Source organism: Microbacterium sp. ZW T2_14 (genome assembly GCF_044987405.1).
GTDB lineage: Bacteria > Actinomycetota > Actinomycetes > Actinomycetales > Microbacteriaceae > Microbacterium.
In genome coordinates this window covers 1-15,273 of the sequence record NZ_JBJDRK010000022.1, presented here as the reverse complement: position 1 = coordinate 15,273, position 15,273 = coordinate 1, and the positions used below count along the sequence as shown (strand labels likewise).

1 protein-coding gene (only partly in view) is annotated in these 15,273 nt (G+C 71.6%); it reads right to left on the bottom strand.

All coding sequences use genetic code 11. The features are described from left to right. A protein-coding gene (locus tag ACI3KY_RS09285; RefSeq protein ID WP_404929888.1) for a Calx-beta domain-containing protein crosses the window boundary here: on the bottom strand, positions 1–15,159 show its 5' portion. Its footprint begins 11,916 nt before the window's first position; the window shows 15,159 of its 27,075 coding nt (coding positions 1–15,159); the start codon lies at positions 15,157–15,159; its stop codon lies off the left edge, out of view. Positions 15,160–15,273 lie beyond the last annotated feature (114 nt).

Here is a 15,273-nt window from a genome sequence, read left to right as displayed (position 1 = left end):
ATCCGGTCCGCCGGCGAGCGCTTCGGTGTCGCGGATGCGGAGGTGGTCGCCCGCCACGACACCCGGCGTGCCGGGCGCGAGCGGGGCGTCGTCGAAGACGACGAACCAGCCGGCCACGATCAGCGGAAGGAACATGGTGTCGCTCGACCCGCCCACCGGCACCTCGGTGCGCACGCGCGGGGCGTTGCGGGCCAGCAGGCGGTACACGCTGTCGATCTCGACATCGGCGCCGGCGACGTCGATCGCCGGGTCGACGAAGTCGGACGTTCCGGCGCGGGCGGGATCGTACGCGCCGAGCGCATTGTTCACGCCCCGGAAGTGGTGACGGTGCGGCCGGGCCGTCGCCCAGATCGAGACCTCGAGGGGCACCTGCACGTTGACGTCGGCGGTGCGCGTCGATGCGCCCTGGCGGATGCCGGTGCGCAGCTCGAGGTCGACGTCGCGCCCGGCGCGCACGAGGTCGAGCGTCACCTCGATCGACGTGACACCGGTCTGCGTGCGGTCGACACCGCGCAGGCTCAGGTACGCGTCGATGCCGGCGACGGCGGCCAGTCGCGGGTCGCGCGGCCCCGACGCGGTGGGCGCATCGAGCCTCGGGCGGGCGGTGAAGCGCACCAGGTCGACAGGCAGGCGGCGCTGCGCCGACCCGATCGTGCCCTGCGTCGCCTCGATGTCGAGCAGGTTCGTCACGATCATCGTGAGTGACGAGGACGCCAGGATGTCGCCGAAGAGGTTGACGATGCGCGTGAGGCCGACCGGGTTGTCGATGTGCCCGTTCAGCAGCACGTCGTTGTCGCCGCGCTTCTCGATGTCGACGAGGCTCGGGGCTGCCGCGTGCCGCAGATCGAACTCGAGCTCCACGTGCGACTCCAGCGCGCCTCCCGACGAGCGCAGCACGACGTACGGCCACGAGCCGAACGCGTTGACCACGTCGATGTCGCCGATCGTGACCCTCTTGCCCGACCGGTCGACGATGATCACGGACTCGAGCGTGTCGCGGAACTCGAACGTCGGCCACGGGTCGTTCGCGCGGCCGTCGACGCTCGACGCGTAGCCCTCGCCGTTCTCGATGGAGCACGACACCTCGTCGGTCGGCGTGCACTTGGCCTCGAACAGCACGTTCGCGTACCCGTCGTTGCGGATCGGGTCGATGACGTAGGCGCCGTCGCCGTCAGGATCGACCAGGTCGCCGACCTGCGGGGCGACCCCGCCGTTGATGGTGATCGCATTGACGGCGATGACTCGGCCGTCGGCGCCGACGACGAGCAGCGGCGCGCCGTTCAGTCCGCCGAGCACGATGACGTCGGCATCCCACTGGATGAGGCGCGCCTCGCCGAACGGCGAACCGTCGCCGTCGCGGTAGCGGTCACTGTCGGTGTCGGGGTTCGAGTAGGTGACGCTCGCGTTGGTCGAGAGCACGTACAGCGCGACATGACCGGGATCGGATGCCGCGGCCAGCCCCGACGCCGGGTCGGTGCGCCGCGCCCCGGCGATGATCAGCGCGCCCTTGGCCGTGTCGACGGTGGTGTCGATGCGGCCCGCGCCGTTGTTCTCGGCGTGCTGCGGCGGGATGAGGGCCACCGCGAGCCGCATCGCGTTGCGCTCGATGACGATGCCGGCGGTGTGCGCCTTGAGGTCGACGCCGCGGTCGCCGCGGATGATCGTTCCGCCGCCGGCGACCTCGACCGCGACGGTGAGGTACAGGTCCACCTCGGCGTTGGCGAACGCCGTCGCGACGCCCAGCAGGATCGGGTTGACGCCCAGCGCCTTCGCCGTGGCGCTCGCGGTGATGCGCGACACGAACGCGTCGAGGTCGACCGTCTCGCCGGTGAGGCGCACACCCGAGCCGATCACGACGCGCGAGGTCGAGGCATCCGTCGACGATCCGATCCGCACGCCGCGGTCGTCGTTGGTGTTGTCGGAATCCGCGCCCGCCCCGATGCCCCATGACTCGGTGTCGGACAGCGTCTTGCCGTTCGTGGCGAGATCGGTGCGCACGATGATGTGGTGCCCGGCGACGATCACGGCGTTCGCGCCGATCGTCGCCGTGGTGTCGTTGTCGATGCGCGCGGTCGTCTCGGCGATCTTGGCCGAGATGACGCCGCCGCCCTTCGAGGTGGCGCTGGCCGAGATGCGGTGATCGGAAGAGGCGGCGACGAGCACATCCGCCCCGGCGCGGATGTCGGCGCCGGTTGCGATCGACACGTCGGTCGTGGCGGTGTCGAACACGGTGTCGGCGTGCGCCTCTCCCACGGCGACGCCGCCTGCGCCGGCGCTGTTGGCGTAGGCGACCGCGCGGGTGCGGCTGGATGCCACCACCTCGACCGACTGGCCCGCCCGCACGATGACCGTGCCGAGGCTCGCGTTCACCGTCGGGGTGCCGTCGATGCGTGCGCTCGGCACCGAGATGTCGGCGATGATGCCGACCGAGCCTCCGTTGACGGTCGCCCCCGAGGCGCCGTCGCCCGCGGCGGGTGCGAGATCGGCCAGCGGTTCGCCGCCGGGGCCGCCGAGCGTGTGGATGCCGGCCGGCAGCGACGGGCTGGTGAGGTGCGCGTAGACCACCTGGCTGCCAGAGCCCGCCTTGAGGTCGACCTGCACGATGCCGAAGCGGTGGATGGCGGCGGCCGCGTCGCCGAGGGCGATCGCGGTGCCGCCCGCCGAGGCCGCGAGTGCGACACTCGACCCGTCGGCGGCGCGGTCGACCGTGTAGTACGTGTAGCCGTCGCGGAGTCCCGGCAGCGCCTTCTGCAGCGACACGGTGACGTTCTCGTTCGCGCCGGGCGCGATGTCGAGCGCATGCGCGGGATCGTCGGTGCAGCCGACCGCGTGGCAGTGGCTGTCGGCGAGCTGGATGAGTCCGTTCGCCTGCACGATCACGTAGTAGGTGTGGCCGTTCTGCAGCCCCGTGATGCCGGTGCCGTAGTAGACGACGGCGTCACCCGTGTGCAGCGCCGCGGTGAGCTCGATGCCGAGGAAGATGTTGTTCGCCCCGGCCACGTGCGCGACGACGGTCTTGTTGTCGGCGGTCGTCGTCGTCACCGGCGCCCAGATCTTCTTCGTGGGGTCGCGGGGATCCTCCACCTGGTGCACCGTCACGTCGACGCCTGCTGCGATGAAGTCGGCGACGAAGGACGCGTGGTACTGCACGGCCGTGCCGTTCGGGAGGGCGCCGAGCGTGGCATCCTGCAGACGGCCGTCGGCGATCGCGGGAGCCAGCGGCGTCTCGGTCGCGGCGGTGGCCGCCGCATACGTCGTCATGAGCTTGATGCGGAAGTCGTCGATCCGGCGGACGTAGAACCGGCCGGCTCCCGCGCAGGTTCCCGTGGTGGCGCCGGCGCCCGCGATGATCGACGCACCGCCACGCGCGTCGTACACGACGCAATCGCCGTTCTTGAACCCGTGGGCCGCGCCGAACGTGATGATCTCGGTGACGGGGTCGATCGCGGCGGCGTCGAAGATGGCGCCCAGCCGGATCTGCCCGGCCACGCCCGTGTCGATCACGGTGTACCGGGCACCCTTGTTGAGGCCGAGGATCCCGTCGGCGGTGGCCTGGTAGCTCACGACGCTGCCCTCGACGACGCCGGGGTAGGTGAAGGTGACGGTGTCCTTGGAGGCGTCGACGGCGGTCACGCGGTCGGTGACGGGCTGCGATGCTCCGGCGTCGTCCTTGAGCGTCGCTTCCACGTGCACGGTGCCGCCCGCGTAGATGACGGTGCGCGCGGTGGCGCCCGCGGTGCCGAGGTACGCGTCGAGGTCGGGGCCGAGTTCGGCGCGTGCGTACGGGATGCCGACGCCGACGCCGCTGCCGCCGAACGCGTTGCCCGTGGCGTCGGCCTCGGCGCGGGCGCGGGCGGCCACCGTGACGCCGCCGGTGATCGGCACGGGCGCCGACGGAACGCTCACGTCGCCGATGATCACGCCGTCGCCGATCCAGGCCCGCACGACGGGCTTCGTCGTGGCGTACGCCGCCGTGCCGCGGACGTCGATCAGGCCGCCCGAGCCGACGACGACGGTGGCGGTCGCCGTCGCCGAGCGCAGGTCGGCGATGACGGCGACCGCCAGTGCGCGCACGATGACCGTGTTGCCGAGGATGCCGGCGTGGGTGGATCCGGTGAGGGCGGCACTGGCGATCATGAAGGTGACCGCGGCGGCGCCGCCGGCACCGCCGTGTGCGTAGGCCGAGAGGGTGCGGGTCGAGGTGGCGAGCACCGAGATCGCCCCGCCGATCGCGATCGTGGTGGTGGCGCCCGTGGCCGAGCCGAGCAGCGCGTGGGTGTCGACGTCGACGTCGACGTCGACGCGGGCGCCCGATCCGCCGAAGATGCCGATCGCCACGGCGACGAGCTCGGCGCTGGCGTCGACGGTGTCGGTGGCCGACACCTCGAGCGCGCCGGCCTCGATCCGCACCGCGTCGCGCACGGCGGCGAGCACGAGCCCCGCGATCGTGACGTGCACGACGACTGCTCCGACGGCCACGAGCCCCCCGCCCGCACCGCCGGCGGCGTGCGCGACGACGGTCGGGGTGAACGCCGATGCCACCCGCACCGTGCCGGTCGCGTAGATCAGGGTGCCGCGGCGCACCTCGGCCGACCCGACGGCGGCGCCCGAGGCGCCGATCGTGATGACGAGGACGCCCGCGGCGATGCCGACGCCGATGCCGCCGTTGCCCACCGCGAGCACGTTCACCGACGCGTTCGCGAACTCATGCACGCTCGCCGTGTGGGTGGCGGACAGCGACACCGATGCCACCGGGCTGCTGGGCTGGCCGATGCGCGAGTTCGTGCCGAGGTACGCGGTGGCGCTGCCCTCGTCGGTGACGACGACGACGCCCGCACCGGCGCCGACGACGAACGAGCCGCCGATGGCGTAGGCCGAGATGGTGAGGAGGAACTCCTTCACCGCCGTGAGGCTCACGGCACCCGCGCTGCGGATGGTGACGCCGTCCCCGTCCACGGCGTCTTCGAGGAACGCGGCGGCGGTGCCGCCGTCGTAGACGACCGCGACCGTCACGCCGATGCCGACGAGGAGCGCGAGGCCCGTCGTGATCGCCAGCACGTTCATCGCGTCGCGCAGATGCGCTGCGACGGCGACGTCGCGGCCGGCCTGCAGCGTGGCGCCCGAACCGACGAAGGCCGTGACGTTCTCGTTGACCGTGAGCACCGAGACCGAGACGCCGCCGCCGAATGCGCCGAAGCCGAAGCCGCCGGTCACCTGCGTGAGGTCGAGGCGGCTGCGGGAGTCGACGCGGATGTCGCGCCCGGCGGTGAGTGTCGCGTTGCGGCCGATGAACGCCGCCGTACCCGCCGGGATGCCGGCCTCAGGAGCCGGTGCGGTGCGAGCCGCGCCGATCTTGCCCGCGGGCGACGCGCCGCTGAGCGAGCCGTTCGCCGAGGTGGCGGCGCTCTGCAGCACTCCCGCGTTCGCGCGGCCGTGACCGGCACCGCCGACCTTGCCGATCTCGGTCGACGCGGAGCCGCCCCCGATGAGCGCGTCGGCGTTCGCCAGCGTCGCGCCCGCGCCCTTGTCCCCCAGGGCGTCGTAGGTCGGGTTGGTCGCGTTGCCGTTCTCGTCCTTGTCGGCGTACGCGTAGGTGCTGACCAGGTCGCCGGCGATGACCCACACCGAGATCGCCGCGCTGAGCGCCGCGGCCCCGCCCGACGCGCTGAGCGCGTAGGTGCGGATGTGGCGGTCGGCGAGGGCGGCCACGGCGATGTCGCGCTCGGCCCGCACGTCGGCGCCGGCGATCCACGCCGTGGTGTCGTTGTTCACGACGCCCACGTCGACGCCGCCGCCGAGCCCGACCATGCCGATCGCGAGCGCGCCCGCGATGACCAGCACCGTCAGGTCGTCGACGGCCGCGACCCGCACGTCCTGGGTCGCCGAGGCGTTCGGCGTCGCGGTGTTGATGCGGGCGCCGCCGGCGATGTACGCCCGCGTGTCGGCGTTGATCACCTCGACGGTCACGGCCCCCGCGATGCCGGCGGCGAAACCCCCGCCCGCGGCGACCGCGACCGACACGACGTCCTCGCTGCTGACGGCGGTCACGACCACGCCTGTCGCAGTGGTGTGGCCGAATGCCCCGTCGGCGCCGAGAGTGCCGTCGTACACGTCGATCGCCGCGCCGTTGCCCGAGGCGTCGACGGTGGCGGCGCCGATCCAGGCCCGTGTCGACTTCGTGAGCACCGTGACACCGACGCCTGCACCGGCGCCCGCTCCGCCGAGGCCGATGCCGGCGCCGATCGTGATGAGGTCGATGCCGGTGGCGTCGAAGGCGCTGACGAGCGCGCTGCCTCCCGCGGTGATGACGGCGCCGTCGTCGATCGACGCCCAGGTCGTGGCGTCGATGACGAGCACGCCGACCGCGCCTCCGAAGCCGGTGGCGCCGACACCCATGGCCACGACGATGACGAGCGTCTCCTCACTCGCTGCGGCTCGTACGATCACGTCGCCCTGGGCCGTCACCACAGCGTTCTTGCCGATGCGGGCGGTGGTGTCGACGGTGACGACGGCGACCTGGATGCCGGGGGTCGCGGCGACCCCGCCGACCGACGCGCCGCCGGCGATGCCCAGCAGCTGGTAGTCGTTCGCCGCGATCACGAGCACGTCGCCGCCCGAAGAGACCTGCGCGAGGTCGTCGATCTCGGCGTTCGTGGTGGCGTTCAGCACGTGGACGAGCGCGGAGATCTGAACCCCGACGAAGAGGCCGCCCGAGGCGCCGATGCCGAACGCGCCGATGTCGTCGTGGCTCAGCGCGGTGACCGCGACACCGGTGAAGCCGGTGCGGGCGTGCTCCTGGACGGTGCGGTCCTTCGTGAGCTGCGGCGAGGTGAGCGGGCTCTGAGAGGTGTCGCTGCCGTGCTGCGACTGGTCGTAGCCCACGTCCTGGGCGGTGAGGCACGGCGCGGTCACCTGATGCGGGTCGCGGGTACCGCCGCTGCAGGCGTTCGCCGCGAGCAGCTCCGACAGTCCGTCTTCGACCGTGATCCCGGGCCGGAGGCCGCGGGCCACGATCACCGCGCGGGCGCCGATCGTGGCATCCGTCGTCTTCGTCACCACCGGCACGACGAGGGCGCCGCCGACGCCGCCGATCTCGATGCCGACGGCGAGGTTGCCCGACACCACGTCGACCTGCAGAGCCGAGGATGCCGCCACCTGCACGCTCCCGTCGGCGCGCACCGTCGTCGGGGTCGCGCCCGCGTCGGTGCCGGCAATCGCAGCCCGGGTGGTGACATCGATGACGTACACACCGCCCGCACCGGCCACGGCGACGTCGCCGCTCACGGCGCCGGCCACCGCGACGCCGACGACCAGTTCGGTCGAGACGGCGATCACCCGCACGTCGCCCTGCGCCTGCACGTCGGCCCCGGCTCCGATCCACGCCTGCGTGTTCTTCGTGAGCACGGCGACGGTGAGTCCCGCCCCGATGCCGACACTGCCCGATCCGGCCGCCGCACCCGCGACCGCGACATGCAGGGTGCGGTCGGAGGCGAGCACGAGCACGTCCTGCGCGACGTTCTCGATGCCTGCCGTCGTGTTGATGCGGGCGCCGGCGCCGATCCACGCGTGCGTCTCGCGGTCGATCACGGTGACCGCGCCGCCGCCGGCACCGGCGACCTCGCCCGCGCCCGCAAGTCCGATGCCGACCGTGACGACGTCCTCGGTCGCGGTCGCGACCACCGCGACACCGCGGCGTACGACCGTCTGGCCACGGCCGTCCGGCACTGCGAGCGCGGCGCTGCCGCGGGCGTCGACGACCGCGCCGTCGCCGATGAAGGCGTGCACGGTGCTCACGTCGATCTGCAGCGGGACGGCGACGCCGGCGGCGTTGTCGCCCAAGCCGATCCCGCCCGCGACGGCGACGGCGGTCAGGTCGTCCGATGCGGCGACGAGGATGCTGCCGCCCGCGGCGACGGGCCGGCTGCCGGTGATCCGGGCGACGATGTCGTGCATGATCACGTTGATCGAGATCGAGCCGCCGACCGCGAGGTCGTTGCCGCCCGCGGCGCCCACCGTGACGCTCACGATGGTGGAGGTGAAGGCCGGGCTGCCCTCGGTGCTGGGATCACCCGGGATCGCGATGGCGAGGGGCGTGCCGGTGCCCATGTCGAGGGTGACGCCGCTCGGCACTCCCGTGTTCGCGGGCAGGTAGCCGGCCGTCACGACGATGTTGCGGCCCGCGGTGACCTGCGCGTCGTCGATCGCGGCGATGATCTGGTCGAGCTCGCCGTCGACGGTGGCGGTGTCGCTGTTGGTGTGGTCCGGGTTGGCGGCGTCGAAGCTGCCCCCGATGAAGTTGTAGGCGAACGACGCGCCGACGGCCACGCCGCCGAACGCGATGCCGACGCCGCCGGCGACGACGATGAGCGTCACCGACTCGGCCGCCGTGACGAGCACGTCGCGACCGGCCTGCACCGCCGGGCTGTGGGCGATGACCGCCGTGAGCGTGTTCGCGATCGAGTTGACCGTGATCGCCCCGCCGATCGCGAAGCCGTTGTCGCCGGCGAGCGCGCCGCCCACCGCGATCGCGACGAGCGTGGCGGTCGAACGGGCGGCGACCGTGATGTCGGATGCCGCGCCCCGCGCGAAGACCGAGACGCCGTCGATACGGGCCGAGATGACGTTCGAGATGAGGTTGTAGCTGATCGCGGCGCCGACGGCCGGGCCCCCGGTCGCGAGGGCGACGCCGCCCGCGAGCGACACGATGAGCGACGCGTCGGTCGCATTCACCGACACCGGACCCTGCGCATCGATGACCGACGCCCCGATCGGCGAGGCCGACACCGTGTCGACGATCTCGGCGATGATGCGGTTGTCGATGATGTTGATCAGGAGCGACCCCGAGGCGGCGAGGCTGTTGCCGGTCGCCGCCGAGGCTGCCACGCCGACCGCGACGCCGCCGATCTCTGCCCGAGAGGTGGCTTCGACCGTGACTTTGCCGTTGGTGGTGAGGTCGACGTCGTCGAGACGGGCGCGGACGTCTCCCTGGACCTCGTTGTAGCCGACGGCCGCGCCGAGCGCGTTGCCGGTCGTCACGGCGATCGCGCCGCCGATGGCGACGATGCCGGAGTCGTCGGTCGCGGTGACGGTGACGTCGAGGGTGTTCGTGGAGTCCGGCGTCCGCAGGATCGTGCTGCGGGTGATCTCCGCGACCGTGCGATACACGAGCATGTTGACGGCGAACTGGAAGGCGCCGCCGATGTGCGCCTTCGCGTCGGCCGCCAGCCCGACGCCCGCACCGATCGCGTAGATGCGCTGGCCGGTGTCATCGTTGAGGCTCTTCGCCGTGACCGACAGCACTTTGCCGCCGATGGTGAGGGTCGAGCCCGAGATGCGGGCGCTCGAGATGAGCGGGCGCGCCTCCGTGCCGAGGAGGTTCAGTGCGAGGCCCAGGCCGATGCCGACGGCGCCGCCGAAGCCGATGCCCCCGCCGACCGCCACGATGCGCGTGCCGTCGTGACCGGCTGCCACCACGTCGGCGGCGATCGTGCCCCGGACGTTCTGCACGACGGCTTCGGTGGTGCCGTAGACGGTGTTGAACGAGAACGATCCGGCGATCGACACCGATTCGGTGCCCGCTGCCGCGGCCATCCCGGCCGAGAGGCTGAAGAGGTCACCCGTGCGCGTAGCCTGCACCACGAGCGACCCGTCGGTCGTCGTGATGTCGGTGGCGACGATGAAGGATCGAGTCGTGGCGTCGATGAGGTTCACGCTGAGGGCGCCCGCCAGCGCCGCGGCATTCGTCTTCGCACCTGCGACGAGCGCGGCGCCGCCGGTGATGGCCCGCTGCCAGAAGTCGTCGACCGCGGTCACCTTGACGCTGCCCGCAGTGAGGCGACCCGCGTCGGCGATCGAGGCCTGCACCGTGTCGACCACGACGTTGACGGCCACCGCGGCGGCCACCGCGGCCTGCGACTGGGTGGCCGGCTGTCCAGCTCCGCCGAGCAGCTGCAGCGGCTGGGGCGACGTCCCCGCCGGCGGGGTGGGCTTCGGTGCCGCAGGTCCCGAGAAGGCGCCCGCCACGGTGAAGGCCCACAGGTCGCCGTCGATCTTCGCGAGCACGTCGACCACGCCGGACACCACGATGTTCGCATCCGACCGCGCGGTCGCGGCGGTCGAGGTCGAGGCATCCGGATCCCCGATGACGGCCTTGGTCGTGCGGTGCAGGTCGTTGACGGCGAGCGAGAACCCGACACCGAGTCCGGTGCCGAAGGCCACGGCGCCGACCCAGGTCACCTGCGTCGTGAGGTCGCCGGCGTACAGGCGGACGTCCCGGCCGCGCACGATCGCGTTCGCACCGAGCCGCACCAGGGTGTCGCTGCGCTGGCCGACGTAGGCGACCGATCCCGAGATCGTGAACGCGCCCCCGTTGCTGCCCGACTGCACGAGGTCGATGTGGAACAGCGCCTCTTCGGCCTTCATGTTGAAGCCGCCGTCGAAGCCGCTGAAGATCCGGGCGCCGTCCTGGACGATCGCGTGGGTGGTGTTGTCCTGCACGAAGATGAGGAACGCGCCGCCCGCGCCGCCCTTCTCGCCGCCGCCGCTCATAGCCGGGGTCTTCAGCCGCTCTTGGAACTTCGCGTCGCGCGTGTCGAGATCGAGGTCGGGAAGCGAGAAGTTGCCGGTCATCGACAGCAGCTGCTGGTAGTTGGTCGCCTCGACCGACACCGTCTGCTCGCCGCTGTTGTTGTAGTGCGTGGCGTTGATCGCCTCGGGGTCCGTGGCGTCCGTGGAGCGCCACTTCTCGTTCTGGTTGATGTCGACGCCGCCCTGCACCGTCGCCGTCGAGACGTTGGTGAGCACGAGCACCGTGAGCGAGCCGGCGAGGGCGATCATGTCGGCGGTGGCCGTGGCGGTCGTCCAGGCGTTGAACATGCCCTGCAGACCCAGCGTGCCGTTGAGGTACTTGAGCACGGCCGCGGGGCCCTCGGTGCGCAACCGGTCGATGAACTCGCTCCACGACAGCGGGATGTACTCGTCGAAGCGCACCAGGAAGGGGTAGCTCACGTCCGAGATCACGCGGGTCGCGCGAAGCCCGTCGACCTTCGCCCCAGTCCTGACCGTCGCGATGGCCGTGTTCTCGAAGACGGCGATGGAGGCTGCGACGCTGATGGCGGTGTCGGCGCTCGAGCCGGCGAGGTTGCCGGCGTCGTCGGTCTGCGGCTCGATGCTGCTGTTCGCGCTGATGGTGTAGCCCTGCGCGATGGTGGCCTTGATCTCGAGGTCTTCGCCCGACTTCACGACCGCCGTGGCGCCGATCGTCGTCTCGACGTGGTGGACGCCCGAGATGAAAGCCAGCGCGCCGGCGACGCTCAGCGCCGGCGGCGAGCTCACGCCGGCGGCAGGTGCGGTCGATGCGAACTTCGACGTGAGCGAGGTGAACAGCTGGTCGGCGTAGCTGTAGCCGAAGAGCTCCTTGAGCTTCGCCCACCAGGTCACGGGATGCCCGGTGTCGGCGAGTCCCGCTCCCGCACTCGACGAGTCCTTCGCGTCGAGCTTGGCGAGGATGCCGACGCCCGTCGCGAAGCCGGTGTCGAGCACGTGCTTGGCCGAGAACGAGTAGCTGCCCGCCTGGGCGGGGCCGATGTCGATGAACACGCCGGCGCGGGCCTCGTTCTCGCTCTCGGCGAGCCCGATCACCTGGGCGTCGGTGAAGCGCGTGTTGCCCTGCAGGTTGGTCTGGCTGGTGCTGGCGATCACGTAGTAGGTCGCGCCGTCGTCGAGCCCTTGGATCTTCGTGGTGCCCTTCTGGTGGTAGACGACCGCCTGGCCGAGCTCGAAGGTGTTGAAGACTCCGCCGGTCCAGTGCAGCGTCACCGTGTCGGTGGCCGCGTCGACGTCGGCGGCGGTGAATTCGCGTGTGTTGTCGGTGGTCGCCGGGAACCCCGCCTGGGTGAGATCCACGGTGTACTGCTGCAGGCACACGAGGTAGAGAAGGTAGTCCGCGTGGTCCTCGCCCGCGCTGCATGTGGCGGCGCGCACGGCTGCCTGCTCGGATGCCGCCAGCGCGATGAACTCGGACTCGTTCAGGTCGAGGGTCGTCACATCGTCGGCCATCCAGATGACGAAGTACGTGCGACCGTCGACGAGACCGCCGATGTTGCTCCCGCGACGCGAGGTGTAGGTGATGACGTCTTCGGTGACCAGACCGTGCATGCCGACGTGGATGCGGTCGTTGGCGTAGTCGACGTAGCCGACGTCCTTGAGGTTCGCGACGAGCGGATCGATCTCGATCTTCACGGTCGAGCAGCCGGTGAGCGTCCCGGTGACGTCTTCGCACGGCGTCATGTGGGCGATCACGGTGCCGTTCACGACGGTCGTGATGTCGGCGTTCGACAGCTCGATACTGAAGGCCAGCCCCGCCGAGCCGTCGGCGTACATGCCCGACTCGGCCTCGGCCTCGGACTCGACCGCGCCGCCGGCGATGATGTTGGCGGTCTTGCCGGCCTCGATCACGGCGCCCTGGGCGATGAGGATGTGCGAGTTCGACACCGCGTTGCTCACCGCGACCGCGATGGCGACCTGGTCGCCGCCGAAGTCGGCCAGGCTCTCGAGCTCGCTTTCGGTCGACGCGCTGATCGAGGCGCCGGCGTTCGCGGTGGCGGTGATGACGATCGCCGCGGTGCTGGTGATGAGCGCGTTCTGCTTCACCGTGACGGTGGCCGTCGCGGCCGCCTGGACGAACCCGACGCTCACGAGGCTGCCGCGCACGGTGCCGCCGGCGACGGCGACGGCGGTCGCGTACATGCCGACGGTGTCGTCACCGATGAGCTGGGCGCCCACCCCGATCGTGATGGTGGCGGTGGACTGCTTGACGAGCACCTTGACCGGGAGCGCGATGATGCTGCCCAGCAGGTCGGTGAGCGGGTTGAGCACGAAGTTCGCGACTTCGCGACTCACGCCGAGATACTCGACGAGGCTGCGGTCCTCCGCCTGTGCGATGAAGAAGATCCCGGTGGCGTGCACCGTGGCGCCGTCGCCGATCGTGATCGACACGTTGCGGTCGCTCACACGGCCGGGCGAGAGGTTCTCGGCGAACGCGCTGCCGATCTGCCGCACGCGGAAGGTGACCCAGCCCGCGCCGGTGTCGATCGCGACACCCGCGTCCACCGTGATGTGGGCCGCGTAGATCTCCATCACCCCGTCGTTGGTCGACACGTCGCCGGTGAAGGTGACGCTGTCGGCCTCGGGGTCGTCGACGAAGATCGGGATCGCATCGCTCAGGCGGCGGTTGCCGTAGACGACGAACGTCGCTCCACTCACCCACCCGGCGGCGAGGCCGGTGATGACGATGATGTCGGCGCCGTCGAGGCCCTCGACGACGAGCGACGTGTTCGGCACGACGAACTCGAGCACCGTGGCGACCACGTGGGTGATCGCGTCGGCCCAGCCCCGCGAGCCGTAGTCGACGCGCATGCGGTCGGGGTCGGTGGGGTGCGCCGAGATGGTGATGGTGTCGTTCGACGGGGTGCCGGTGATGCGCACCGTGTCGGGGTCGGCCGCCGTGCCGCCCACGTAGGCAATGGGGGTCTGCGCGTCCAGGCCGCTGTACGCGATGGTGCGGCCGAAGAGCGAGGCGGTGCCGGCGGCATCCATCCCGCTGACGTTGTAGAGGGCGGCGGTGATGCTGCCGCACGAAGAGAGGCACGAGATGACAAGGACATCGGTGCCGCCGCTGCCGCCGGCCACTGAGCCGATCGAACCGGTGGTGACCTCGAACACATCGGCGTTGTTCGCCGCTCCGACGAGGTTCTCGATCGACGAGAAGTCGATGCCGGCGACGGTGCCGGAGTTCGCGCCGGTGATGCTCCAGCGCACGCTCGCGTCGGGAGGGCCGCGGATGCTGTCGCCCGAGCTCGCAGAGCCCACGAGCCTGTCGATGCCCGAGAACGTGCCGAACCCGGACACCAGGTTGGCGGGCGGCACGTATGACAGGGTCACGTCCGCACCGCCGGCGAAGGGCGACGCGGCACTGGCAGCGATGACCTGCACCGTCACGGTGCGCGATTCGCCCGGCAGGCCCGGCGCGGTGATGCCGAGCACCCGGAACAGGAGCCACGCCGACGGATCGGCGGTGCCGCTGATGAGCAGCTCTCCGCCCCCGTTCGCCGCATCGATGCGATCGATGGATGCGGCCACCGACGCGCCCGCGGCGTCGGTCGTGCTGATCACGACGTGGGTCGCCTGATTCTGCACGGGGGTGTCGAGCCGCACCGTACCCGAGGGCGGGGCACCCGAGGTCGCGGTCGAGAAGGCGGTCGCGATGTCGACGGCGCCGCCGGCGAGGATCGCCACGATCTGCCCGCCGCGGGCCGAGAAGTCGAGCACGTCCACGGGAGGCGTCGACGTGTCGGCGATCGCGCCGCCTTCGACGCCGCCCGACAGCGCACCGGCGCTGCCGACCTTGAAGGTGTCGTTCGCGGTGCCGCCGACCAGGGTGCCGATGCCCGTGAAGGCGGTCGCGCCCAGGGTGCCGGCATCCATTCCCGTCACGGTCCAGGTGTTCGCGACGTCCGGACCGACGAGCGTGTTCGCACCGCCGCCGCCCGCGATCGAGGCGATCGAGCCGGTCGCCCGCACCGCGAACGCGTCGGCCCCGCTGCCGCCGACCACGGCATCGATGCCGCCGAAGGCGATGTCCGCCGTCAGGCCCGAGCCGGGTCCGTCGATGATCCATTGCGCGTCGGCCGAGCCGCCCGAGAGGGTGTCGTTGCCCGCGCCCTGCAGCCGCTCGACGCCGGTGAAGCCGACGGCTGCGCCACCGGCGGCGAGCACGCCCGCGCCTGCTCCGGTGATGGTCCAGTGCACGGTGCCCGACGGGCCGGTGACCTTGTCGCTGCCCGCGCCGCCGTCGAACGAGATGGCGATGCCCAGGCCGGCGAGTGCCGCGAGTGCCGCGGCGTCGAACACGAGCGTGTCGTCGCCGTTCGATCCGGCGATCGTGAGCGAGCCGATCGTGTCGAGGGCGCGACGCTCTGCCCCGATCACGATGTCGGTGCCGTCGAGGGTCACCGTGACGATGCCCGAGATCGAGACCGACCACGGGCTCACGACGGCCAGCGGAGTGACGATGAGGGATGCCGCCTGCTCGACAGGCTGCGTCGCCGCCGGGTCGACGGTGAGCCCGTCGGTGGCGGGGCCGGTGGTCTGGTCGGCCACGGGGGCGTCGGTCGTGACCGGCGCGGGGTCGGTCGTCTCGGCGGGTGCCGGTTCGGTCGCGACGGGCGCCGGTTCGGATGTCGGCTCCGTGACGACGGGCACCGGGTCGGACGC